25 protein-coding genes are annotated in these 23903 nt (G+C 71.2%); 5 read left to right on the top strand and 20 right to left on the bottom strand.

From position 1 onward, the window contains the following. The first annotated feature begins 2 nt into the window (after positions 1-2). From AB0G14_RS29625 to AB0G14_RS29615, 3 genes are all read left to right on the top strand, one after another. Positions 3-983 carry a DMT family transporter gene (locus AB0G14_RS29625; protein WP_357703000.1) on the top strand — a complete coding sequence of 327 codons (981 nt, stop codon included), beginning with the start codon at positions 3-5 and terminating at the stop codon, positions 981-983. Between the two features lie 335 nt (positions 984-1318). Next, the gene (locus AB0G14_RS29620) at positions 1319-2569 is read left to right on the top strand and encodes an N-acetylmuramoyl-L-alanine amidase (RefSeq protein WP_357702998.1); all 1251 of its coding nucleotides are present in this window, start codon (positions 1319-1321) and stop codon (positions 2567-2569) included. Positions 2570-2660: 91 nt separating this feature from the next. Further along, positions 2661-3191 (top strand): SRPBCC family protein, encoded by a 531-nt coding sequence (locus tag AB0G14_RS29615; protein WP_357702996.1) that lies wholly within the window; start codon positions 2661-2663, stop codon positions 3189-3191. A 118-nt stretch (positions 3192-3309) separates the two neighbouring features. Here the strand turns inward: AB0G14_RS29615 and AB0G14_RS29610 are convergent, their stop codons facing one another. Both AB0G14_RS29610 and AB0G14_RS29605 read right to left on the bottom strand, forming a co-directional pair. Next, complete coding sequence (locus AB0G14_RS29610; protein ID WP_357702994.1) at positions 3310-4710, bottom strand: hypothetical protein; 1401 nt, start codon at positions 4708-4710, stop codon at positions 3310-3312. 40 nt (positions 4711-4750) lie between these two features. Next, on the bottom strand, positions 4751-5365 hold the full coding sequence (locus tag AB0G14_RS29605) for a hypothetical protein (RefSeq protein ID WP_357702992.1): 615 nt from the start codon (positions 5363-5365) through the stop codon (positions 4751-4753). 233 nt (positions 5366-5598) lie between these two features. Here AB0G14_RS29605 and AB0G14_RS29600 point away from each other — a divergent pair, with 233 nt between their 5' ends. Continuing rightward, positions 5599-6549, top strand: coding sequence for a tetratricopeptide repeat protein (locus AB0G14_RS29600; protein WP_357702990.1), 951 nt, complete (start codon positions 5599-5601; stop codon positions 6547-6549). 63 nt (positions 6550-6612) lie between these two features. On the opposite strand, the gene AB0G14_RS29595 is transcribed toward AB0G14_RS29600, so the two are convergent. From AB0G14_RS29595 to AB0G14_RS29525, 15 genes are all read right to left on the bottom strand, one after another. Next, positions 6613-7407, bottom strand: a complete 795-nt coding sequence (locus AB0G14_RS29595) for an ABC transporter permease (protein ID WP_357702988.1) — start codon at positions 7405-7407, stop codon at positions 6613-6615. After that, a complete protein-coding gene (locus tag AB0G14_RS29590; RefSeq protein ID WP_357702986.1) occupies positions 7404-8393 on the bottom strand; it encodes an ATP-binding cassette domain-containing protein in 990 nt (329 codons plus the stop codon). Before AB0G14_RS29590 ends, AB0G14_RS29595 begins: the two co-directional genes overlap by 4 nt. An 85-nt stretch (positions 8394-8478) precedes the next feature. Further along, a complete protein-coding gene (locus AB0G14_RS29585; protein ID WP_357702984.1) occupies positions 8479-8835 on the bottom strand; it encodes a hypothetical protein in 357 nt (118 codons plus the stop codon). Between the two features lie 10 nt (positions 8836-8845). Then, on the bottom strand, positions 8846-9415 hold the full coding sequence (locus tag AB0G14_RS29580; protein ID WP_357702982.1) for a TetR/AcrR family transcriptional regulator: 570 nt from the start codon (positions 9413-9415) through the stop codon (positions 8846-8848). Between the two features lie 315 nt (positions 9416-9730). Next, positions 9731-11791 carry a glycogen debranching N-terminal domain-containing protein gene (locus AB0G14_RS29575; RefSeq protein ID WP_357702980.1) on the bottom strand — a complete coding sequence of 687 codons (2061 nt, stop codon included), beginning with the start codon at positions 11789-11791 and terminating at the stop codon, positions 9731-9733. Next, on the bottom strand, positions 11788-12165 hold the full coding sequence (locus AB0G14_RS29570; protein ID WP_357702978.1) for an SCP2 sterol-binding domain-containing protein: 378 nt from the start codon (positions 12163-12165) through the stop codon (positions 11788-11790). The genes AB0G14_RS29575 and AB0G14_RS29570 overlap by 4 nt, the downstream gene beginning before the upstream one ends. Positions 12166-12334: 169 nt before the next feature. Then, positions 12335-13912, bottom strand: a complete 1578-nt coding sequence (locus AB0G14_RS29565) for a hypothetical protein (protein ID WP_357702976.1) — start codon at positions 13910-13912, stop codon at positions 12335-12337. Between the two features lie 13 nt (positions 13913-13925). Continuing rightward, the gene (locus tag AB0G14_RS29560) at positions 13926-14396 is read right to left on the bottom strand and encodes a transposase (protein WP_357702974.1); all 471 of its coding nucleotides are present in this window, start codon (positions 14394-14396) and stop codon (positions 13926-13928) included. Next, positions 14326-15342 (bottom strand): hypothetical protein, encoded by a 1017-nt coding sequence (locus AB0G14_RS29555; RefSeq protein ID WP_357702972.1) that lies wholly within the window; start codon positions 15340-15342, stop codon positions 14326-14328. The genes AB0G14_RS29560 and AB0G14_RS29555 overlap by 71 nt, the downstream gene beginning before the upstream one ends. After that, on the bottom strand, positions 15339-15956 hold the full coding sequence (locus tag AB0G14_RS29550) for an IS607 family transposase (RefSeq protein WP_357703016.1): 618 nt from the start codon (positions 15954-15956) through the stop codon (positions 15339-15341). The genes AB0G14_RS29555 and AB0G14_RS29550 overlap by 4 nt, the downstream gene beginning before the upstream one ends. A gap of 40 nt (positions 15957-15996) precedes the next feature. Beyond that, positions 15997-16299, bottom strand: a complete 303-nt coding sequence (locus tag AB0G14_RS29545; RefSeq protein WP_357702970.1) for a YciI family protein — start codon at positions 16297-16299, stop codon at positions 15997-15999. After that, complete coding sequence (locus AB0G14_RS29540; RefSeq protein ID WP_357702968.1) at positions 16296-17618, bottom strand: hypothetical protein; 1323 nt, start codon at positions 17616-17618, stop codon at positions 16296-16298. Before AB0G14_RS29540 ends, AB0G14_RS29545 begins: the two co-directional genes overlap by 4 nt. A 40-nt stretch (positions 17619-17658) precedes the next feature. Continuing rightward, positions 17659-18420 (bottom strand): SDR family oxidoreductase, encoded by a 762-nt coding sequence (locus AB0G14_RS29535; protein WP_357702966.1) that lies wholly within the window; start codon positions 18418-18420, stop codon positions 17659-17661. Further along, positions 18417-19397, bottom strand: a complete 981-nt coding sequence (locus tag AB0G14_RS29530; protein WP_357702964.1) for a transketolase C-terminal domain-containing protein — start codon at positions 19395-19397, stop codon at positions 18417-18419. The genes AB0G14_RS29535 and AB0G14_RS29530 overlap by 4 nt, the downstream gene beginning before the upstream one ends. Further along, a complete protein-coding gene (locus AB0G14_RS29525; RefSeq protein ID WP_357702962.1) occupies positions 19390-20325 on the bottom strand; it encodes a thiamine pyrophosphate-dependent dehydrogenase E1 component subunit alpha in 936 nt (311 codons plus the stop codon). Before AB0G14_RS29525 ends, AB0G14_RS29530 begins: the two co-directional genes overlap by 8 nt. Positions 20326-20455: 130 nt before the next feature. Between AB0G14_RS29525 and AB0G14_RS29520 the strand changes: the two genes are divergently transcribed. Continuing rightward, positions 20456-21586, top strand: a complete 1131-nt coding sequence (locus AB0G14_RS29520) for a mandelate racemase/muconate lactonizing enzyme family protein (RefSeq protein ID WP_357702960.1) — start codon at positions 20456-20458, stop codon at positions 21584-21586. 62 nt (positions 21587-21648) lie between these two features. On the opposite strand, the gene AB0G14_RS29515 is transcribed toward AB0G14_RS29520, so the two are convergent. Genes AB0G14_RS29515 through AB0G14_RS29505 form a run of 3 tightly spaced genes read right to left on the bottom strand, consistent with a single transcriptional unit; the run spans position 21649 to position 23794 of the window. Continuing rightward, a complete protein-coding gene (locus tag AB0G14_RS29515) occupies positions 21649-22029 on the bottom strand; it encodes an L-rhamnose mutarotase (protein ID WP_357702958.1) in 381 nt (126 codons plus the stop codon). Further along, positions 22026-22859 (bottom strand): carbohydrate ABC transporter permease, encoded by an 834-nt coding sequence (locus AB0G14_RS29510; RefSeq protein ID WP_357702956.1) that lies wholly within the window; start codon positions 22857-22859, stop codon positions 22026-22028. The genes AB0G14_RS29515 and AB0G14_RS29510 overlap by 4 nt, the downstream gene beginning before the upstream one ends. Next, positions 22856-23794, bottom strand: coding sequence for a sugar ABC transporter permease (locus AB0G14_RS29505; protein ID WP_357702954.1), 939 nt, complete (start codon positions 23792-23794; stop codon positions 22856-22858). The genes AB0G14_RS29510 and AB0G14_RS29505 overlap by 4 nt, the downstream gene beginning before the upstream one ends. Positions 23795-23903 lie beyond the last annotated feature (109 nt).

Genomic DNA, 23903 nt, shown 5'->3' with positions numbered 1-23903 from the left:
CCGTGAGCACGGTAACAGCGGATCGCACCGTCGGGCTCGCCCTCGGAGCGCTGGGCGTGCTGGCCTTCAGCATGTCGCTGCCCATGACCCGCGTCGCCGTGCAGGAGTTGGACCCCTGGTTCGTCGCCTTCGGCCGGGCCGTCGGCGCGGCGCTGCTGGCATGGGCGTACCTGAGATCCACCGGCGCGCCGCGGCCCAGCCGAGGTCAGTGGCGGCGCCTGTCGATCGTCGCGCTCGGTGTCGTCGTCGGCTTTCCGTTGTTCACCTCGCTGGCCCTGACGACGCAGACCTCCGCGCACGGCGCGGTCGTCGTCGCCGTGCTGCCGGCCATGACCGCGATGTTCGCGGTGCTGCGCGCCGGAGAGCGTCCGCCGCCGCTGTTCTGGGTCGCGAGCATCGGCGGGCTGCTGGCGGTCCTGGCCTTCCTCATCGTCAGTGGCGCGGTCAGCGGCGCCCTGTCCCTCGCGGATCTGTACCTGCTCGCGGCGGTCGTGCTGTGCGGCCTGGGATACGCCGAGGGCGGTGTGCTCGCCCGCGAACTGGGCGGCGCCCGCACGATCTGCTGGGCACTGCTGCTGTCGCTGCCCGTCACCCTGCCCGTCACGGCCGTGGCCACCGCGATCCACCGACCGCACGCCGGCGCCGTCGCCTGGGCAGGGTTCGGTTACCTCACCGCGGTCTCCATGTTCCTGGGCTTCTTCGCCTGGTACGCGGGCCTCGCCCGCGGAGGCATCGCGCAGGTCGGACAGATCCAGCTCGCCCAGCCCGTCCTCACCCTGACCTGGTCGGCGCTGCTGGTCGGCGAGGCCGTCGCCCCGGCCTCGGTCGCCGCGGCGTTCGTGGTGCTCGCCTGCGTCGTCCTGACCCAGCGCTCCCGCACCGGAACACGAACCGCTGCTCCTTCGCCGCCGGGCGAGCCGGACGGTTCCGGCGCGAGACCCGTCGTGGCGTCGGCAGCCCACCCGTCGCCGGATCCGTCCTGATGCGCACCGCCGCCACCTGGCGCGCCCGGCGGGGCGGCGCGCGGGCCGGCCGGGCGCGCCGCCGATGAAGGATTCCGCCGCTCCGAAAGCCGGGCACCGCAAACCGTTTACACCACCGTCGACCGCGAGGTATGTTACCGGCCATCCATCGAACGCCATCAATCGCAAATCGATGCACTGAGGGGTGGAAGATGACTGCTCGACGCGCCTCACGGCGTACGCACGGGCTACTCGGCGCCATGCTCGCCACGGCTCTGGTCCTGTCCGGTGAGTCAGTCCTGGCTGCTTCACCGGCATCAGCCGCCCCGGACCGGGGCTCGGCCGCATCAAGTCGGTTGGCCACCGCGTTCGACACCGCCGCACAACGGTACGACGTCCCACGCGACCTGCTCCTCGCCCTCGGCCACGCCGAGACGCGCCTCGACGGGCATGACGGCAGACCGAGCGCGGCGGGCGGTTACGGCCTCATGCACCTGGTCAGCAACCCCAACCTGCACACCTTGGACGAGGCGGCCCGGCTGACCCGGCTCGACCGGGACACGCTGCGCGCCGACCCGACCGCGAACGTCGCCGGGGCCGCCGCCGTCCTGCGTTCCTACGCCGACCAGGCCGGCCTGACCGCCGTCGAGCGCCAGGACATCAACACGTGGTACGGCCCGGTCGCGCGCTACGGCGGGGCAAGCACCCCGGCGGTCGCCCGGCTCTACGCCGACGCCGTCTACGACCTGCTCCGAACCGGCTTCGAGACGGGGCAGCCCGAAGCGTTGGCCGTTCCCGGCCGTCCGGTCGCGCCGCAGCGGGGCGTGCTCGCCCAGGCGGCGGGCGGGGCCGGAACCCTCAGCACCGACTACGGGCCGGCCGCGTGGGCGCCGGCCAGCCCCAGCAACTACACCGTGGCCAGCCGGCCCGGCAGCCACCCCGTCAGGTACGTCGTCATCCACGTCACGCAGGGCAGCTACGCCGGATCGATCAGCTGGTTCCAGAACCCGGCCGCCCAGGTCAGCGCGCACTACACGTTCCGCTCGTCCGACGGGGCGGTCACCCAGTCCGTGCGCGAGAAGGACATCGCCTGGCACGCCGGCAACTGGACCTACAACACCCAGTCCATCGGCATCGAACACGAGGGCTACGTCGACAACCCCGCCTGGTTCACCGACGCGATGTACCGGGCGTCCGCGGCGCTGACCCGCAACCTGGCCAACAAGTACGGCATCCCCAAGGACCGGGCGCACATCATCGGCCACAACGAGGTGCCGGGGGCCACCCACACCGACCCGGGCCCGCACTGGAACTGGACCTACTACATGGAGTTGGTGAACGGGAAGACCGGCATCGGCTCCGGCACCGTGAACACCGGAGGGGCCGGCCTCAACGTCCGCTCGGGGCCCGGCGCTGGCTACGCCATCGTCGGATCCGTCGCCGACGGCGCGACGGTCAGCATCTACTGCCAGGCCGTCGGCACCACCGTCACCGGCACCTACGGCACCACCAACGTCTGGAACCGGATCGGCACCAACAGGTACGTCTCGGACGCCTACGTCCTCACCGGCCACGACGGGTTCATCCCCAACGTGCCACGGTGCTGACCTCCCTGCACCGGACCCACGCGGAGCGGCCCCTCGCCGACGGTGAACGCGGTGAGAGGATCTGAAGAGCCGAAGGACACAAGGGGGTGCCGTGCGCTACGTCGATGGCCCGACGGTGGAGTGCGACCTGCACCTGGCCGCCAATCCGGCTCGGGTGTGGGAGCTGGTCACCGACATCGAGCTGCCCACGCGGTTCAGTACGGAGCTGCGCCGGGTCCGATGGCTGGACGGCAGCCGGGAGCCGGCGCTCGGCGCCCGGTTCGAGGGGCACAACCACCATCCCGCGCTGGGCGAGTGGCGGACCATCTCGCACGTCGTACGGTTCGACGAGCCGCAGGTCTTCGGCTGGGTGGTGCTCGACCCGGACAACCGCTTCGGCGGCGGCCCCGCCGACCTGCGGCGCCCGGCCGCCGCCTGGCAGTTCCGACTCGCTCCCGAGGGTGACGGCTGCCGGCTGGTCCAGTCCGTCCGGATCGGCCCCGGCCGCAGCGGGGTGAGCCTGGTCATAGACCGGGCCCCCGAGAACGAGGAACAGATCATCGAACACCGACGGGCCGCCCTGCGGGACGCCATGACCGCCACGTTGCAGGGCATCCGGGGCCTCGCCGAGCAGCCGCGCTGACCATTCCGACGGCGCGGCTGCTCGGCGATCACCAGGTTCGAGCCCTCGGCGACGTCTAGCAACACCGCCGCAGTGGTGGGCGGGCCGCACTGGTGGCGCAGCGAGTGCAGCCCCCGCTCTACGGCACCGGGAAGTCCAGGTGCGAACTCCGGTCGCGGCACGCCCGGACCACGTCCATGACCTGCGCCGCCACAGCGGAGGGGCGGCGGTCCCGGAGATCCAGGACGTTGCCGGAGACACTCACCCGGTTGGCCACGAGCAGCCGCATGATCGCCAGCAGGGCGTCGAACCGGCCGGTCAGGTCGAACCGACGACCGTCGGGTCCGATGACGACGGCGGGACTCACCCCGGCCGCGAGGGTGGTGCGCTCCCAGTCGATCTCGTACGACCGGCGGTCGGGGCCGACCCGGACGACGAACTGCTTCGTGCGGTGCAGCAGCGCGAGGTAGGTCATCGGCACCGTCAGTTTCTTCCCGAGGTCGATCGGGGAGGTGCCGTCGGCGGGGAAGACGCGCAGGACGGTCTCCAGCACCGGGCCGGCGTACTGGAATGTCGTCGTGCCCCGCAGTTCCAGGAACCGGCCACGGACGAGGTGCCCGCCGTGGCGGGCCCACCGGCGGTCCACGCCACCGAACTCCCCTTTCTCCCCGGGCAGACGGTCGACCACCCACCTGGCCTGCCCGTCCGGCACCGGCTCGGGTGCCGGCCACCCGCCGGCGGCCCGTTCGACCAGGCTCTGGAGCTGCGTCGCCACAGCGGGATCGACGCGGCGCAGGTCGATCGTGTCGCCGTCCATGGTGATCCGGCCCCCGGTCCCGGTCCCGGTGATCCGCCACAGCTCCAGGAGGAGATCCGGGCGACCGGTCAGCTCGACGTGCCGCCCGTCGAGACCGCGCAGCCTGCACGTCCTGGCGCCCGACAGCAGGGCGCTGCGCGGCCAGTCGATGCCGAACTCCTCGGGGATCTCGGGATGAACGACGGCGACGAGTCGCCCCGCGGTGACGGCCGCCAGGCACAGGGACGGCACCCGCCACGTGTGCGTCGACTCGAACGGCTCGCCGCCGTCAGGGTGGACCCGCAGCCTGAGCCGGATGCGGGGCTTCGGCTCGTCGGGGTCGAGGTCGCCACCGTAGGACTGGTACGTCGCCTCCCAGTCGTCGCCGTACGACACGAGCGTCGCCTCGCGCACCTCGGCCGTGGCCAACCGGCCGCCCTGGATCGGGATCCGGGCGCGGGGGGTCCACATGGCGAAGGTGTCGTCGTCCCACTGGTACGCCGTCGACACACGATTTCGGTCGGTGATGACCCGGTAGTGCTTGCGGGTGAAGAGGAAGGCCCCGACGGCGATCGTGAGGGTGAACCCCAGCCCGACGATGACGAAGGCCAGCGGAACGCCCCGTTCGCTCTCGTCGGCATCGGTTACGCCCAGTGCGCCGCAGACGAGCAGGATCGGCCCCGCCACTCCCAGAACGGTGAAGAGCACGAGGTTGCCGACGAACGTACGGGCGAAACTTTGCACTGTCCCTCCTCGACTGACCTCGGTCCTTCCGTCAGGACCATCAACGGGTTGGGAGCTTCTGGCGCGCAGCTTCGGCGAACTGTTCCGCAGCCGGCGCAGTCGCGTCAGGAACAGGCGCCTGGCCCTGCGCGAGGCCCGACCGGAGGTCGATGGCGGTGAACTCGGTCTCGAAGCTGTCCCCGCCGCTGCCGCTGAAGACAGCGGCGACGCTCACCACCAGGTACAGGGGCGCGAAGGACCAGCAGAAGGCCCGCCAGCCTCCCAGCCAGGCGCCGAAGCCTTCTCCGTTGGAGGTCCTGACGGAGCGCATGCCGGAGGCGGCGTCCCCGAGGCTGCCGACCGAGCCCCAGACCATGCCGTACGCGAAGACCACCACGAACCAGATGGCGGCCATGACGGCGACATACACACCGGTGCTGGCGAACATGGCCGTGGACAGTTGGCCGAGCACAAGGTCCTGGTTGGCCGCGTTGACGGCGCCCATCAGGACCCCGGCCACCACCATCACCACGAGCGCGTCCAGGGTCCGGCCCCAGAAGTGCGGCCACCCGGCCTTGCGGACGTAGTAGGCCCCGGTGTCCGTGTGGCGGCGTACCGGCAGGCCGTTCACGGCGTCGATCAGCCCGGTCGTGGACGGTGGTGTGGAGCGGCTCATGATGCCCTTCTGATCGGTTCGGCTGCCGTCCCCTGGCGGCCTACGGGGTGAGCGAGTGACCGTCAGGAGAACGGGGCCAGGCCGCCGGACCCACAGACACGATCGGCCAGCCGTCTACGTCCTCCACACCGCAGCCCGCGATGACGGTGTCAGACCTAGACGGTACAAGGTCGGCACCTGCCGATGGCCGGCCGACATCCGGGGCGCATGACCGACGACAGTAGAGTGATGGCGTGACCGTGACCCCTGCCGCCGCCTCGTCTGCCGATGCTGAGGCGTTGCTCGCCGAGACCCGAAGGGTGACGGCGGCCGATCCGCTCGACGCCGCGTACCTCGAAGGGCTGTGCCGGGAGATCGACGGCCGGATCGTGCGCGGCGACGCGATGATCGGAATCCTGCCGGTCCAGGCGTACGAGGTGCTGGTCCGGGGCTACGCCGCCGCGGCGCTGGCCGGCCGGACCGACGTGTGGTTGCCCCTGGGGCAGCGGCTGCTCGACCCGCGGGCCGGACGGCCGCCGGCGTGGCCGTCGCCACACCCGTTCCCTGCGGGCGACGACGAGGCCCTGGACTCGGCCCTGCGCTGCTTCGTCGAGGCCGCCGGGCACGGCAGCCGCCAGGGGGCGTACCTGTTCGCCGCCGTCGGCCGGCAGGCCGTGGGCCGGGTCGGGCGGTATGCGTTGGCGCTGCTGGAGCCGCTGCGGGCCGACGACCCGACCGGGGAGGCGACCTACTGGTCCGGCATCGTGCGCTACCTGATGGGCGACGGCGAGGCCGCGGTCGCGGACCATCAGCGGGCCGCCGCGGCCGGCAACGCCGACGCGATGTTCGAGCTGCACGTCCTGTACGGCACCGGGGACGCGGTGCCGCAGGACGACGTGGTGGCGCGGCAGTGGCTGATGCGCGCCGCCGAGCGGGACCACCCCCGGGCCCTGTACAACATCGCGGCGGCGTACGCCACCGGTCAGGGGTTCCCCCGGGACGAGGCCGTCGCCGCCGGCTGGTACGAGCGGGCGGCGAACGCCGGGAACCCACGGGCCGCGGCCACCCTCGGGGTGATGTGCCTGCTCGGCTCCGGCGTGCCCGCCGACCCGGCCCGCGCCGCCGGCTGGCTCGACCGGGCCGAGGAGCAGGGGTTCGACGTCGACGGCTGGCTTGACCAGCTCGGCGTGCGCCGGCCCTCCTGACCGGGGAAGCCCCGGGGTGCCGAGCTGGCGCACGCCTCGTGCTCGTCCGATTGTCCACCCCGGTCAGGTGACGTCCCTGCGTAGGGGCAGGACGACAGCCAGTAGCGCGGCGGCGACCGCGTAGGCGATCAACAGCCCGGCGCCGGCTGGCGGGGACAGAAGCTGCGGTGCGGCTCCGGTCGTGTCGTGCGCCACCTGGGTGAGCGCGGTGAAGTTGGTCAGCGCGGCGGTGGCGCCGCCGGGCAGGAACGGGTAAGCCGTATTCACCCCGGGCACGAAGAGCAGCAGGTTTTCGCCCATGTAGAGGTACGCGCCCAAGCCGGCCAACGCGAGCACCTGGTTGCGGACCAGCGCGCCGATGCCCACGCCCAGTACGGTGTAGGCCGCCATCGCCACGACCAGGCGCAGCAGCAACCCGGCAACGACGTCGAGTGTGGCGTCGGTGGGGACGCCCCGGACAGCCAGACCGGCGTAGAGCGCCACGCCGGCCGTGATCGCCGTGATCAACCCATAGGCCACACCAGCAACGAGGTAGGCGAAGAGTTTCGCGGCCAGCACGCTCCAGCGTCGAGGTGCGAACAGAAACGTGGCCGAGATGGTCCGGTGCCGGTACTCGGAGGTGACCGCCGTCGCGCCGAACAGCGCAGGGACGATCACTCCGAGCCCGGCGAGGCCGAGTACCGCCCGGATGCCGGCCTCGGTGTCGATTCCGGGTAGTGGCGGATTGACGTTCTCCGGACCGATGACGGTGAGCAGGCCGACCAGACCGCCGCCGAGGACGACCGCGGCGACCGCCGCCCAGATCCAGAGGCGGGTGGCGAACAGCCGGCGGAACTCGGCTCGGACGAGGTGGCTCATCTGGTGGTCCTCTTTTCCCCGGTCAACTGCAGAAATGCCTGCTCCAGATCGGTGCGGCAGGGAGTCAGTCCATACACCCGCAGGCCCGCGTCCGCCGCGGTGTCTGCCACCTGTTCGGCGCTGAGGCCATGGACTCGGAGGGTGCCCGGACCGGTGTTCTCGATCCGGGGCGGACGACCGTCGGTCGTCCCGACATCGCCCAGTCGCGCGGCGAGGAGGTCGGCGTCAGGAGACTGGACCACGACGGCGGGAACGGTCACCGCAGCGAGGTCGTCGAGGGTGCCCTCGGCCATCAGGCGCCCGCCGCTGAGCACGATTACGCCGTCCACCATCTGTTCCACCTCGCTGAGCACGTGGCTGGAGACCAGGACGGTGCGCCCCTCGTCGGCGAGCTGGCGTAGGAACCGGCGTAGCCAGGCGATCCCCCCGGGGTCGAGCCCGTTGGTCGGCTCGTCCAGAAGCAGCACGGGAGCGTTGCCGAGTAGGGCCGTGGCGAGGGCGAGCCGCTGGCGCATACCCGTGGAGAATCCGCCGGTCTTCCGGCCCGCGAACCCGGACATGTCCAGAGCCTCGATGACCTCGTCCGCGCGCCGTAGCGGCAGCCCGGCCATGTCGCAGTAGATCCGCAGGTGCTCCCGGGCGCTGATTCCGGGATGACAGCTTGACGCGTCCAGGGCCGCGCCGACGGTACGAGCCGGCCGCGGCAGGTCGACGTACCTTCGGCCACCGATGAGCGCGTCGCCGGAGGTGGGCCGAACCAGTCCCAGGATCATTCGCAGGGTGGTCGACTTCCCGGCGCCGTTCGGGCCGAGGAAACCGGTGACTCGCCCGGGCTCCACGGTGAAGCTCAGGTCGGTGACCGCCGGGACGGCACCGAACCGCTTGGTGAGGTTGCGCACCTGCACGCGCACGCCGTCGGACGTCTTCGTGATGCCGGTGGGCGGTTTGTCGTGGTCCCTGGGAACCAGCCTTTGGATCTTGGGCATGAGGCATCGCCATTTCGAGGTGGGGTGAAAAAGGGACCGGCGGCCGCCGGAGCGGCCACCGGCCGGGAAGCGACGGACGGACCGGTCAGGGCGTCCGGGTGGCCTCTTCGATGAGCCGGACCGTGGCGCGGGGGTCGCTGACCTGGACGACGAGGCGGTTGTAGCGTTCGTCGGTCAGTTCGATGACGACGGCCTTGGCTGGATCGCGGACGTCCCAGAACACCCGCTCGCCGTCGGTGTGGAAGGTGCCCGCGACGATGACTCCGGGGAGGTGGGCTCCCGGCGCTCGCAGCCCCTTCGGCTCCTTGACGATCCCCGGGTCGGCGGTCGCGCCCCTGACGTTGACCAGCGGGATCGTGAGCCGGCTCTTCAGTGCCCAGAGCTTGTCCAGGCCTTCGATCTCCACGACGAGGGCCTCGCCGTCGACGTAAACACGTGCCATGTCTGTCTCCTCAGATCTCGTGCTGGCTGAGCTGGTGGGCCACTGCCCTACCGGCTTCGGTGGTTTGCGTATCGGAGGTGCCGGCTCTGGCCCGCAGGCGCAGACCCAGCACGGTGGCGGTGAGCGCGGTGGCCAGTGTCTCGACGCGAGCGGTTCTTTCGGCACCCGGATGTTCGGCGATCAGGACGCGACCGAGGGCCTCATCGATCTCCCGCAGGCACTGGGCGACCACCTCGGCGACCTCGGGATCGACCGGCGCGCGCTCGACCGCGGCCCTCAGGAGCAGGTCGAGGCCGGGTTTCGCCGCGTCGGTGGCGAGTACGCGATGCATCGCCTCGGTGAGGTCGCCAGCCGCCGCGACGGCCGTGACGAGTGGTCGCACCTGGTGCTCCACGTGCCAGCGCAGCGCCCTGGTGTAGAGCCCGCCCTTGCTGCCGAAGGTCTTGTACAGGCTGTTGCGATGGACGCCGAGGCTGGCCACCAGGTCGTCGACGGACGTGCCGTCGTACCCCTGTTCCGCGAACACCCCTATCGCCGCCTGGACAGCCTGATCCTCGTCGAACCCGCGTGGTCTCCCCATGGCAGTGACAGTAGCGGGTTTAGGAACGACCAGTCAAGAACAACCGTTCCTAAATTCGCGCCGCAGAGCGACGTCGAGAAGATCGGGGCCATCTTGGCCCGCTCAACGGCCATTAGCTGCATTCGTAGGGCCCTTGGGCATATGGTGCGGTATGTCCCGCTCCCGCGGGCTCACCCGCGTAGGCAGGGCCGGCTGGGTCCACGCCAGCGCGGACCCAGCCGAGTAACCAGAGGGCTATCACCCTCCTGAACGTCTTCCCGCAAGGTGTGCCACTCCGACCTGGTTCTTGCCGCCTGAGGAGGCCCTGCTCCGTCCCTACCGAGCCCTGGCGCGACGCCGGCTGTCGACCCCGCTCCGACCGAACGCGTCGGCGTGCCCCCAACGCCCCGGGATGTCGAGCAGTTCGATCCGGCCGATCGCGGCCGGCAGGGCGGGGTCGACCGCGAGGTGGTCCTCGTGCGGATTGAGGCCGAGCATCGTACGGAGGAACAGCAGGGTCGCTCCGGCCGACCAGCCCTGCGGGCTGCAGGCGGTGGGGTATTCGACCGGGTACTTGGTCAGGGACCGCTCGTAGCCGGCGAACGCTTCGGGCAGCCGCCCGCCGAAGTACTGCGACGCGTCGATGACCGCCTCGGCGATCTGGCCGGCCTCTGCACGGAAGCCGTAGCGCCACAGGCCCCAGGCGATGATCGAATTGTCGAACGGCCAGACCGTGCCGACGTGGTAGCCGACCGGGTTGTACCGCGCCGCACCGTCGGCCAGGGTGCGGACTCCCCACCCGGAGAACATGCTCGGCCCGAGGAGGTGCTGGGCGATCTTCTGGGCCCGGTCCTGTTCGACGATGCCGCTCCACAGCAGGTGGCCCATGTTGGACGACATGGCGTCGACCGGCTTGCCGTCGGTGTCGAGGGCGAGCGCGTAGTACTCCCCCTCTTCGATCCAGAAGTCGCGGTTGAAACGCCGCTTGAGGTCGGCCGCCTCGTCTTCCAGCCGGTCGGCGTAGGCGGGGTCGTTCCAGAAGCGCCGGGCCAGACGGGCGCCGCGCAGCTTCGCGTCGTAGGCGTACCCCTGCAGCTCACAGGTCGCGCGTGGCAGTCCGGGCAGCCGGCCGTCCCGGTAGGAGACGGCATCCCAGGAGTCCTTCCAGCACTGGTTCTCCAGGCCGTTCACGGTGTTCCGCCGCCGGTACGACACGTAGCCGTTGCCCAGGATGTCGCCGTACTCGTCGATCCAGTTCAGCGCCGCGCGGGCCTCGAGCTCCAACTGTCGCACCAGGCTGGCGTCCCCGCTCCACCGCTCGTACTCGTCGAGCAGAATCACGTACAGGGGGGTGGAGTCCGCCGATCCGTAGTAGGGGCTGTGCGGCTGCTCCTCGAACGCCGCCGATTCGCCGTAGCGGAACTCGTGCGCGATCTTCCCGGGTTCCTCGTCGCGGAAGTCGTCCAGCTTGCTGCCCTGCTGGAAGGCGAGGTCACGCAGGACCGTCGAGGCGAGTTCCGGCACGAACGGCAGCGTCTGCAGGCTGATGAAGATGCTGTCCCGGCCGAAGATGGTCATGAACCAGGGCAGCCCCGCGGCCGGCAACCGCCTCGGGAAGGCGAGCGGCGAGTACCGCATCGCGGCGAGGTCGGTGAGGCTGCGCTCGTACGCCGTCTGCAGGGACCGGTGGTCGCACACCAGCTGCGGTGTCTGGACGAGGAAGTCGTCGAGGTCCTGCCGCAGCTGCGGCTTCACCTGCCCTTGGTGGGCGTCCAGGCTGGCCCGGATGTCGAGGCCCCGCGCGCCCCGCACGATCGGGTAGACATGCAGTTCGGTGCTCCACCTGCCGCGCGGTGCGATCCGGATGTCGAAGGTCATCCCCGTCTCATCGACCCGCGCCGGCGCCGTGCTCGACACGATCGTCTCACGCAGGAAGGTGCCCCGTTCGTAACGGAACCGCAGATGACCGTCCTCGACGCTCGTCAGGGTCTTCCCGGTCTTCCGTCGCACGTCCTTGATCTCGAACAGGTCGGCGAAGTCGGTGGCCATCTCCACCCGCAACGTGAGGTGCCGTTCCTCGGTGTCGTGGTTGAGTACCGTCAACTGTTCGCTGAACTCCCGACAGATCTGCTGCTGCCGGATGACCGAGACCTTCGCGTCGACGTAGTGGGTCGGTTCGCCGGGTACGAGAAAGTAGCGGGTCTCGAAGTACTGCAGGTCGTCCCGGGACAGGGCGTTGAGCGGTTCGCCGTCGACGGTCAGCACCCAGGTCGACAGGAACCGGGTGTCGAACGAGAAGAGCCCGGTGGGAAACACCGGCGACGGGTGGAGGTCACCACGTTCGTCGCTGACGACGAACGTGTTGCCGTCCAGGATGCTGACGCCTCGCTCGCTCATGATCCGTGTCCTCCTGCACGGGCGAAGTCGCGCGGGTGGTGGGCGCCCTCGGGGCCGGGCAGCAGCCGCTCGAACGACGACAGGAGCGCCAGGTCGCCCTCGACGTTGATCTCGTTGCGCATCAGCGCCGCGTAGAGCTGCGCCTGACCCTGGACCAGCCGGTCGAAGAGCGTCTGGTGGCCGCGGATCACCAGGTCCGGCCGCTGGTCCTGGCGCGACACCTGAGTCGTGCCGTCGCGCAGCGTGACGAACCAGACATCTGCTCCCGTATCGCGTTCGACGTCCAGCCGGATCGTGCCCCGGGCCTTCATCGTGATCGGCGTGCCCGGGCTCCGGCCCAGCCGGCCGAGAAAGTCGGCGGTCGGGTCCCCCATCAGAAACCTCCTTCCGACACCCCCAGGAGCCGCACTGTTCGTACAGCCTGGAACGCCCGGTGGTGAGCGGCCGTCACCCGAAGCGGGTGAAAGTCGCGCGGTGTACCCGCCGCGCAGCGGGGGCCGGTCGCCCGGCCACACCGCTGCTTCGCCGGCGGGGTCTGGCAGGTCAGCCGGCGGAGTGGGCGTGGCGGGCCGCCCGCTCGGCCAGCCACAGCCACCGACGCTGCACGTCACCGTTGGTGGCGGCGACCATCGCCAGGGCGTCGCCGCGGACCGCGCCGAGGGCGTCCGCCGTCGCCGTGGGGTCGTCCAGCACGGCCGCGCCGACGCGGAACGCCTCGGCCTCGGCCGCGCCGCCGAACCGCGGTGCCACCTCCGCGCGCCAGAAGTCCGCCCAGGCCAGATCCGGATTCCAGGTGAAGCGCGCGTACGCCAGGTAGCTGATCTCGTTGGTCGGGTGGTACGCCGACGCCTCGGCGAAGATCGTCAGGCCGCGCATGCCCGCCCCGGCGGCCCGGGTCGCCATGTCGGCGTACAGGTCGGGCACCCAGGAGTGCCGCTGCCGGTTCCACTGGGAGCCGGCGTGGGTGCGCAGCACGTTGGTGGTGTGCGGGAGCCCGTCGACGTGGTCGGCGGTGAGCCGGTCCCGGTTGTCGTGCCAGAAGCCCCGGTTGACGCAGTACTGGTAGGCCACGTCGTCGGGCAGGTCGGCCAGCGGCTTCTGGGCCTCCAGGTCGAAGATGTTGTCCCAGTAGACCTCGACGAGGTGCCGCAGCGGCACTCCCGCCGGCCCGGTGCGGCGGGCGGTCTCGAGCAGGGTCGGGTAGACCGACCGCATGGCCTCGTACGACCAGGAGGTGCGCTCGCCGCCGGTGCGGGCCGCGCACCTGGCGCAGGCGCAGCTGCCGTAGTCGCCGGTCTCGAAGTTGACGCCGCCGACGGGAAGGGTGTCCAGCAGCCAGTCGACCGCCTCCCGGTGCCACGCCAGGTTGTCCGGCTGGGACGGGCAGGCGGCCATCATGTACTCGCTGGCCGGGAAGTGCAGGTCACCGAAGTCGTCGATGTCGAACCCGACCTTCTTCGGCAGCTCGGCCGCCAGGTCGGGGCGCTGACGCAGCCAGGTGGCGAGGTTGTAGCGGTGCCGGCCGTCGAAGTAGATGCCGCCGTAGGCGTTGACGCCGATCCCGGCGATGATCCGTACGCCTCGGGCGTTGGCGTACTCGCACAGCTCGCGGGCCGCCTCGACGCCGCCGTGGGCGTCGCGCAGCAGCCCGTACACCACGATGCCGCCGATGCGCTCCCGGCTGCAGAAGTCGACCAGCCGCCGGTAGTCGGCGCCGAACGCGTCGGCGGGCTTGGCGTACGGGTTCAGCGCGCCGATCTCCTGCTGGCCGAGCTGCCGAAGGTCCCAGTTGGTGGAGTGGTCCCAGGTCCACAGGTTGCGCAGCGGCAGCCGAGGCGCACCCTCCCGGACGCCCACCGGCACGCCGGCCGGGGTGGCCAGGGCGAGCAGCTCCCGCGCGGCGTAGACCAGGCCGGCGAAGGGGTCGCCGCTGAGCCGGATCTCGCCCTGCTCGGGCACCTCGATCCGGTAGCCGCCCTCGGGCCGCGCCGGGTCGACCTCGAAGCGGACTGGCACCCCCTCGGGTGTCTCTCCCCACGCCTCGCCCAACAGCCGGGCCGGGTACGGCGCGGATGCGGTGCCTTGCACCCGGACTCCGGCGATCTGGCGGTACTGCGACATCACGACCTGCTTCCTACTCGTTGCTCATGGCTGAGCGGTTCGGATAATTCGCTCTCCGCCCAGCGGTGGCGGGGCTGGAGTCCTGGACCGGCAGTCTGGTCCGGTGGCGATCGGTCCGGTCCTGCAGGATCTGCTTCACCCGCTGGTGTGGGGTGTGCAGGGCGATGTCGGGGTCGCCGGCTCGGTGCAGGATGTTGATCGCGGCGTTCACGTCGGCCTGCCACACCACCCCGCAGCGGGTGCAGTGAAACCGGTCCCCGCTACGGCGGCCGAAGGCGCCGCATTGGTGACAGGTTTGTGAGGTGTAGGCGGCGTTGACCAGAACGAGCGCAGAACCTCTACGCTCCGACACGCTTTTCAGGGCCTCGGCGGTGACTCCTTTGGTCCACGCGGCGAGACGCCGGTTCATGTTCTTAGGAAGCTTTCTGCGGCTGGTGAAGCGTTTGGTGAGGTCTTCGGCGACCACCGTGGCGGCCTCGTCCACGACCTCGTGCACCGCGGTGAAGATCTCCGTCCGCACCCGCGCCCGATGCCGGGCAGCCTGCCGGTCCCGCTTCACCGTGCCGAGGTTGTTGACCTTGATCCGGTGCGCTTTCGCGTGGTCCCCACGCCGGGCGGCGGTGTTCGCGATCGAGCAGCTTCGCCCGTCGCCGGTTACGTTCCTTCAACCGGTCCGACTCACTGGACAGCAGCACACCAAGCTGTTCACCGTGGGGCTGGCCGTCGGAGTCGGTCAAGGCTTCGGTGTAGCCCTTGTCCACACCGAGCCTCCGGTCGCCGCACGGCCGCTGCGACGACCGCATCTGCGCCGCGTCGATCTGGTAGTGCACCTCCACCCGACCACCACGCAGAATCAGCCGCAACGTACCCATCGGCGTGACCGTCGTGGACAGCGGGATCCTGACCATCCGGCGGGGCTCCAGACCCGGGACCGCCAGCCACAACCGGCCCCGCCCATCGACGGCGGTGCGGTACTTGTCGGCGCGCACCACGATCTGATCGTGGGTGCGGTTGCGGCCCCGCTTCCAATGCATGCGCATCTGCCGGGCCAGGAACGGGTCACTGGCCCACTGACCGGCTCGCAGCGCGGTGAACATCCGCTTACGCTCGCCCGGATCGTTGGTGCGTCGGCTGACCGCCCGCCGGACGTCGACCTTGGCCGCCTCCATGTTCGCTGCGATGTCGGCCATGGCGTCGCGGACCGTTTCCTTCCACGCATTCGCCAACACACCAAACCGCACGTGCGTGCCGTCGGCCAACCAGCGGTCCCGCACCTGCCGGTCTCTCAACCCGGACCCGACACCGTTGATCGAGCCGTAACGCTGCCACACCTCACTACGCACCCGACCCAACCGACGGGCCTGCTCCACCAGAACGGCGTACTTGCCAGGATTCAGTCGGATCGAGTAGGCAATCCGGGTGACCTTCACCGGTCACCCTCCACGGTCAAGTCCGCCCGTTTCAACTCCTCCTCAAAGCGGCGCAAACCGAACAGCCGACACGAGAAGGAGTTGACGATGGCCAGAAGGTCCTCGACCAACTCCTGCCGCGGAGACAGGGACTCCTGGTTGGCCACGACGATCTCGCAGCCGCCCCGCGCCGCCAGATGCTCCAGCAAGTCGAACCCGAACCGGGCCAACCTGTCCTCGTGCGCCACCACCAGCGTGGCGACCTCACCCCGGTCGACGGCGTCCATCAACGCCAAGAATTCCTTACGGCGAAGGTCCATCCCGCCGCCGACCTCACTGATCCACTCGTCCACCGCCAGACCACGAGCGAGGCAGAACTGTTGCATCGCCGCCACCTGCGACGCCAAGTCGGACTTCTGACCCGGCGACGAGACCCGGCAGTACACCACAACCTTCCGCCGGTCGGCGGCGAAGCCCGGCTGCAGCACCCTGCGCACATCCGAATCGTCGAAATACCGCTGACCCGACGGCAGACGACGGGCCGCGATCCGGCCCTCCGCCTCCCACCGGCGCACCGTGCTCACCGAACGGCCCACCCGCTCGGCAAACTCGCCAATCCGATAAACACTCCCCACAACAGTCAACTATGGATAGCTCTAGAAAGGAAAGCAACCACTAATACCTGCTCCCGAGGGACTGCGGGGTGACGGCGAGGTATTCGACCACCTCGATGCCGGTCCACACCCGGTGCTGCCAGTACGGATCCTGTTCGACACGGTTGCGGGCGGCGGTGGCGTCGGCGGCCCGCAGGACGAGGACGGAAGCGCCGAGGTCGGCCCGGGCCCCGGCGAGCAGGGCGGTGCCGTCGGCGAGCATGGCCTCGACGTGGGCGAGGTGGGCCTGCCGGTGCGGTTCCCGGCGGGTGGCGGCGTCCGCGGCGAAGGTGGCCGTGACCAGGAAGGTCGGTTCGAACCTCACGCCTCACCGCCGATGGCCTCGAGCAGCCGCCGCATCGCCACCCGGTACACCGTCTGCGGCCGGCCCGCGCCGGTGCTGACGTGCACGCCGACCTCCTCGGCGAAGCCGGCGGCCCGCAGCGACTTGAGCAGTCGGCGCGCCGAGCGCGCCTCCACCCCGTAGGCGTCGGCCAGGGCTCGCGCGGTCACCTGGTTCGGGTCCATCTGGTGCAGCGCGTCCAGCAACCGGCGGGTCGACAGCGGCCCGAGGCGGAGCTGTTCGGAGATCCGCAGGACCTCGGGCGCGGTCTCGCGGAGCCGTTGCTTCACCGGGCTCTCCCGGCTGGAGTAGATCTGCCCGTCGGGGAAGACGACGTGGGTGTCGCCGCTGCCGCGGCCGAGTGCCAGCGCCTTGCGGGCGTTGTCCTCGGCGGCGGCGATGGTGGTGCCGGCACCGAAGCCGACCGTGTGCTCGACGTCGACACCACGGAGGGTCAGCAGGGAGGCGTGGCCGGCCCGGTGCCGGGCGATGGCGCTCTCGACGGTGCCGCGGGTCGTCGTGATGAGCAGCGTCCGGTCGTCGATCGTGCCCAGCCTGCCCCGCATCCGCTCGGCGTGTTCGAGCAACGCCTCGCGCAGCCGCAGCCGTTCCCGTTCCATCTGGTACGGGTCCTGCTGGCGGCTGGCGGGCTCGGTCAGCTCGATCATCATCACCGCGATCTGGGTGGCGCGGGACTGTCGTACCTCCGCGGCGAGCCACGCCCGGCGCAGGGCGTCCCGCACGGAGGCGCGGGTGTGTTCCACCCGCCAGACCGGCACCCCGCTGTCGGCCAGGTCGCGGTGCACCGCGCCGAGGCAGGTCAGGCACGCCTCGACCGCGCCGGAGGCGTATCGCTCGCGGTGGAAGGCGGTGATCTCGTCGAGGCCGGAGAAGAGCAGGCCGGACGAGTCCGCGATGGGCAGGATCTCGGTCGGCGGGGTCAGGTCGATGTCGTGGTACGTCTCGCGGACGATGTCGGCCTCGATGGTGTCCACGCTCACCGTGGGCAGCCGTCCGCCGCTCGCCAGCAGCATCCGCGACAGTGTCCGGTAGAGGTCGATGCCGGCGTGCGGCATGTAGTCGATCTCGGCGCGCAGGTCGCCGGCGGCGGCGGCGAACGCGTACGGGATGCGCCCGGTGAAGAGCAGCACCTGGCACAGTTCGTCGAGTTCGCGGGCCAGCTCGAGGGCCTGTTCCGGCCGGGTGTACGTGCGGGCCGTCAGGTCCGTGGCGCGGCCCTCGCCCGCGGCGACCTCCTGCACGAGCCGGATCGAGTCCTCCGGACCGATGATGCCGATCACCTTGCCACCTCCACGTCGTCGCCGGTCTCGGGCGGGCTGCTCAGCGGGTGTGGACGGTGCCGACCACACCGTCGCTGACCGGCGACGCCAACAGGACCAGCGCGGACGCCACGTCCTCCGGGCGGCCCAGGGCCGCCTCGATCTCCGCGACCCGGCCGGCGTCGGTCCCGTTGGTCCGCGCCTCGTCCAGCGACCGTCGCATCAGCGGCGTGTCGATGTCGCCGGGGCACAGCGTGTGCACGCGGATCCCCTGTGGACGGAGCTGTCGGTCCAATGTGAGCGCCAGGCCGTGCAATCCACCCTTGCTCGCGCCGTAGGGTACCGAGCCGGAGCCGTTCTGCACGCCCGCCCTGGAGCCCACCAGCACGAGGACACCGGCGCCCGGGGTGAGGTGCCGCACCGCGTGCTTGGCGACGAGGAACGGCCCGGTCAGGTTGACCGCGATCACCTGCGCCCACAACTCGGCGGTGACCTCCCGGACGTCGAGGCCCTGGCCGCGCATGACACCCGCCACGTGCAGCACGGCGTCGATCCCGCCCCACTCGGCGGCGACGTCGTCGAGCGCGGCGGCGACCTCGGCCTCGACCGTCACGTCGACCCGGCGGGCGCTGGCGCTCGCCCCAGTGCGCCGGGCCGCGTCGGCGGCCCCGGCCGCGCCGTCGCCGTCGGCGTCCAGCACCGCGACCGCCGCGCCGGCCGCGGCGGCGGCGTGGACGGTGGCCAGGCCGATGCCGGAGGCGCCGCCGACGACGACCACCCGCCGGCCGGCCAGCAGGCCGGCCGGCGGAGTGTCAGCGGTCATCGCGCGACCGTGCGACGCACGGCATCCACCACGTCGGCCGCCTCGGGGACGACGGCGGCCTGCAGGGCCGGGGCGGCCGGCATCGGCACGTCCGGGGTGGCCACCCGGGCGACCGGGGCGCGCAGGTCGGCGAAGCACTCCGCGGCGGCCCGGGCGGCGATCTCGGCGCCGAACCCGCCGGTCAGGTTCGCCTCGTGGGCGACGACCAGCCGACCCGTGCGGGCCACCGAGGCGGCGACGGTGTCGAAGTCCAGCGGGTTGAGCCAGCGCAGGTCGATCACCTCGGCCTCGATGCCCTCCTCGCTGAGCTGGCCCGCGGCGTCCAGCGACGCCGAGACCATCCGGGACCACGCGACGACGGTGACGTCGGTGCCCGGGCGGACCACGCGGGCGCCGCCGACCGGTTCGACCGGGGCGTCGGTGCGGACGGGGCCGCGTGTCGGGTAGAGCATGCGCGCCTCGGCGACCACCACCGGGTCGTCGCTGACGACCGCGGTGCGCAGCATCTGGTACGCGTCGTCGGGCGTGGCCGGCAGGGCCACCCGCAACCCGGGGGTGTGCGCGAAGTACGCCTCGGGTGAGTGCGAGTGCTGGGCGCAGGCGCCGGGCGAGTAGCCCTGCTGCATCCGGATCACCAGCGGCGCCTTCCACCGGCCGTTGCTGGAGTAGTGGATGGTGGAGATCTGGTTGACGAACTGGTCCATCGCCACGAACGAGAAGTCGGCGTACATGATCTCGGCGATCGGCCGGAGGCCGGTCATCGCCGCCCCCAGGGCCATGCCGAGGAACCCGGTCTCGGAGATCGGGGTGTCGAAGATCCGCGCGGAGCCGAACCGCTTGTGCAGCCCCTTCGTGGCGCCGAACGGCCCGCCGGGCAGGGCGACGTCCTCGCCGAAGTAGACGGTGTCCTCCCGGCTGTCCAGCGCCCAGGTGAGCGCGGCGTTGACGGCCTGGATGTAGCGCAGGGACTCAGACATGGACGTGCTCCTTGACGGTCGCCGGGTCCGGGAACGGCACGGCACGGGCGGCGGTGACGGCGGCCTCCACCTCGGTGGCGACCTCGGCGTCGATCGCGTCGAGCCGGGCGGTGAGCGCGGCGTCGGCGGCCTGCCGGATCCGGGCCAGCGGCTCGCGTTCCCGGGCGGCGGCGACCTCGCCCGCCGGCCGGTAGTGCTGCACGTCGCCGCTGTAGTGGCCGACCAGCCGTTCGGTCATGGCCTCGACGATGGACGGTCCGGACCCCTCGCGGGCCCGGGTGACCGCCTCGGTGACCGCCTCGGCGACGGCGTCGGGGTCGTTGCCGTCCACCACCCGGCCGGGAATGCCGTAGCCGGCGGCCCGCTCGGCGAGCTGGCGGACGCGCACCATGTCCTCGATGCGGGACATCTCGGAGTAGACGTTGTTCTCCACGACCAGCACCAGCGGCAGGTCGAGCACCGCGGCGAGGTTGAGTGCCTCGTGGACGTTGCCCTGGTTCATCGCGCCGTCGCCGATGCTGACCACGGACACCGCGCCGCTGCCGGTGCGCCGGGCGGTGAGGGCCGCGCCGGCGGCGACGGGCACGCCCGCGCCGACGATGGAGTTCTCGCCGAGGAACCACCGGCCCGGGTCGGACAGGTACGGCGAGGCGGCCCGGCCGCCGCAGAGGGCGGAGTCGCGGCCCATCATCTCGGCGAAGAGGCCCACCATGTCCACGCCCCGGGCGATCGCCCAGCCGTGGCCGCGGTACGTGGCGGTCACGTGGTCGCCGTCGCGCAGCGGCCGGCAGGCGCCGACCGGGATCGCCTCCTGGCCGTTGCACAGGTGGATCGAGCCCGGGATCTCGCCGTCGTCCTTGAGGGCGGCCAGCCGCTCCTCGAACCGGCGGATCCGGGCCATGAGCCGATAGTCGTCCGGCAGACCCATCACACCCCCAGTGGTAGTTAGAGCCTTATTCCGGCTCGTTCGTTTTGAAGCCTAGACCAGCGCTGTAAGGCTATGGAAGAGTGCAAGAGCAAGTTTCTGGCCGTTATTGGTCTCTTATTTGGAGGCAGGTATGGAGATCACCGCCGTCGAGTCGGTGGTGCTGGGCGACGCGCACTTCGTCCAGGTGCACACATCGGACGGGCTGGTCGGCGTCGGCCAGTCGGCCTGCTGGGGCTACCCCAACGCGGTGCACGCCGTCGTGGAGGCGTTCCGTCCCCACCTGCTCGGCGCCGACCCCACCCGGATCGAGCACCACTGGCACCACCTCTACCGGATGGGACCGTTCCGGGGTTCGGTGCTCTCCGCCGCCGTCTCCGCCGTCGACCTGGCCCTGTGGGACCTGCTCGGCAAGCGCCTCGGGGTCCCGGTCTGGCAACTGCTCGGCGGCCGGGTGCGCGACCGGATCCGGCTGCACCTGCTGTTGCCCGGCACGGGGCCGGAGGCGCTGGCCGCGCAGGCTGCGGCAGCCGTGGCCGACGGCTTCACGGCGGTCAAGTTCGACCCGCTGCCGGCCGACTACGCCGACCTGTCGCTGGCCCGGCTGGTCACCGCCACCGAGGCCACCACCGCCGCGGTCCGCGACAGCGTCGGCACCGACGTGGACCTGCTCATCGAGCTGCACCGCAAGCTCACGCCCCTGCAGGCCGAGGCGGTCGTGCCCGCGTTGGCCAGGCACCTGCCGCTGCTGGTGGAGGACCCCATCCAGATCGACAGCGTCAGCAGCCAGGCCGACGTCGCCCGCCGCGCGGCGGGGGTGCCGATGGCCAACGGCGAACGCCTGCACAGCATCTGGGAGTTCAAGGAGCTGCTCGCCCAGGGCGGCGCCCAGTACGTCCGCCCCGACCTGGGCCTGGCCGGCGGGATCAGCCACGCCCGCAAGATCGCCGCACTGGCCGAGGCCCACCACGCCGCCGTGGTGAGCCACAACTGTCTCGGTCCGCTGCTGACCATGGCCTCGGTGCAGTTGGACGCGGCCATCCCGAACTTCGTGGTGCAGGAGTACTCGCCCCTGGACGACCAACTCGCCGACGGGCCCGCGCGTGCCTGCGTACGGCGGCAGGGCGGTTTCCTGCCGGTGCCGGAGGAACCGGGACTCGGCGTGACGCTGGACCTCACCGACGCCACGCCGCTCGACCTGACCGGTCGCCCGTTGACCCGGATCCCACTGCGCGCCGACGGCTCGGTCGCCTACGCGGTCTGAGTGCTCACCCCCGTGGCCCGGCGGGACGGTCCGCCGGGCCACGGGGGTGCGCGACGCCGCGCTCAGCATCCCGCGGGACGGCCCGCGTGGTGGAAGACCGGGTACGCCCACAGCGGTTCGCCGTCGGCGTCGGCGATCTCGGCGAACAGGTGCGCCAGGGACCGGGTCCAGCGGGCCTGCACGGCGGACGCGCCGGTCACCCGCCGGGCGTGCGGGTGGCCGTGCCGGGTCCGCAGCACGCAGATCAGCAGCAGCCCGTGCCGGTAGATGTGGTAGTCGTAGATGCCGGCGTCGTCGAGCAGCGCCGACATCTCCGGCCAGATCTCGGCGTGCCGGCGCTCGTACTCCTGCTCCGCCCCCGGGCGCAGCCGGTAGAGGTGGCACAGCTGGACCCCCGGCCCGGCCGCCCCGTGCGCACCGGAAACCTCCGCCGGCGGGCTCACTTGCCCGAGCCGGCCAGCGCGCCGGCCACCAACTGCCGCTGGAAGACCAGGTAGATGATCAGCACCGGCAGCAGCGCGACGATCAGACCGGCGCTGACCAGCGGCACCGACACGTCGTACTGGCCGCTGAGCAGGGAGACGCCGACCATCAACGTCTTGCTGTCCGAGCCGCCCATGATGACCAGGGGCAGCAGCAGGTCGTTCCACATCCAGACGAAGTTAAAGATGGCCAGCGCGGCCAGCGCCGGGGTCGCGATCGGCGCCAACAGGCGGAACAGGATGGTGAAGTGGCCGGCGCCGTCCACCCTGGCCGCCTCGATCAGCTCGTCGGGCACCTGCTGGAAGTAACCGGCCAGCTGGTACGTGCCCAACGGCAGGCCGAACGCCGCGTACGCCAGGATCAGGCCCTGGTACTGCCCGGACATGCCCAGGTCCAGCACGGTCTGGTACAGCGGATAGATGATCGCCTGGCTGGGGATGGTCAACGTGACGATGATCAGCAGGAAGACCAGCTTGCCGCCCCGGAAGCGCAGCTTGGTCACCGCGTACGCGACCAGCAGCGCGGCCAGCACCGACAGCACCAGCCCACCGGCGGTGGTGATCAGCGAGTTCACCAGCAGCCGCGGCATGTCCATCCGGCGGAACGCCTCGAGATAGTTCTCCAGGGTCACGCCGGCGGGCAGGCCCAGCGGGTCCCGCGCGAAGCCCGTCTGCGTCTTCAGCGAGCTGACGATGGTGAACAGCAACGGGTAGACCGCCGCGACCGCGACGACCACCAGCGCGAAGGTCAACAGGTAACGCCCCAGCCGGGCGGTGGCACGCCGGTTCATCGCGACTTCCGGGTCCCCTCTGTGAACATGTGCCGCACGCTGAGGATCGACAGCAGGGCGACGAAGACGAACAGGGCGATGCCGATGGCGGAGCCGTACCCCCGGTCCAGGAACTGGAAGGTGGTGAGGAAGACCAGGTACTCGGGGAGCATGGTGGCGTCCCCCGGCCCGCCCTGGGTCAGCGCGTAGATCAGCGGGAACAGCCAGATCAGCACGCCGGAGGCGCACAGCACGCTCCAGTAGGCGACGGTGGGCCGGAGCATCGGCACGACCACCGAGAACAGCCGCCGCCAGAAGCCCGCCCCGTCGAGATAGGCCGCCTCGAGGACCTCCTCGGGGATGGTGGCCAGGCCGGCGAGGTACGTCATCACGCCCAGACCGAACAGGCTCCACAGGGCCACCGCGACGAGCGAGAACAGGGCGCTGTAGCGGCCGTTGAGCCACTCGAGGGCCAGGGGGTCCAGCCCGACCGAGCGCAGGAAGGCGTTGAGCGGCCCGTCCGGGGCGAGGATCTGCCGGAACATGATTCCGACGACGATCGGCGCGATGGTGTACGGGATGAAGTACACGGCGCGGAAGAACTTCCAGCCCGGGGCGCGCTGGTGGATGACCACCGCCAGGACCAGGGGCAGCACGACCCAGATCGGCAACGTCGCCACCACGAGCAGCGCGTTGCGGAAACTGGAGCGCACCACCGGGTCGTCGAGCATCCGGGTGTAGTTGTCCGCGCCGGCGAACGAACTGCCACCGAAACCGCTCGACGATTCGAGGCTGGTGACCACGCCCCGGCCGAGGGGCACGAACTTGAACGCGACGGCCAGGGCCAGCGCCGGCAGCACCAGGGCGGCACCCAGCCACCACTCCCGGACCCGCGCGGCGCGGGCCGGACGGCGGGCGGGCTCGGGTGGGCGGTCCGCGACCACCGGCTCCGACACCGGCGCGGTGGAGAGGGGGCGTGTCAGCGGGCCAGGGCGCGCAGGAAACGCTCGGCGGCGGGGACGGCGGTGGCGGTGCTGGCGCCGCCCTGCTCGACGAAGACCGCGA

Source organism: Micromonospora sp. NPDC023814 (genome assembly GCF_040639595.1).
Classification (GTDB): Bacteria; Actinomycetota; Actinomycetes; order Mycobacteriales; family Micromonosporaceae; genus Micromonospora.
This window is presented reverse-complemented; position numbering and strand designations above follow the sequence as displayed.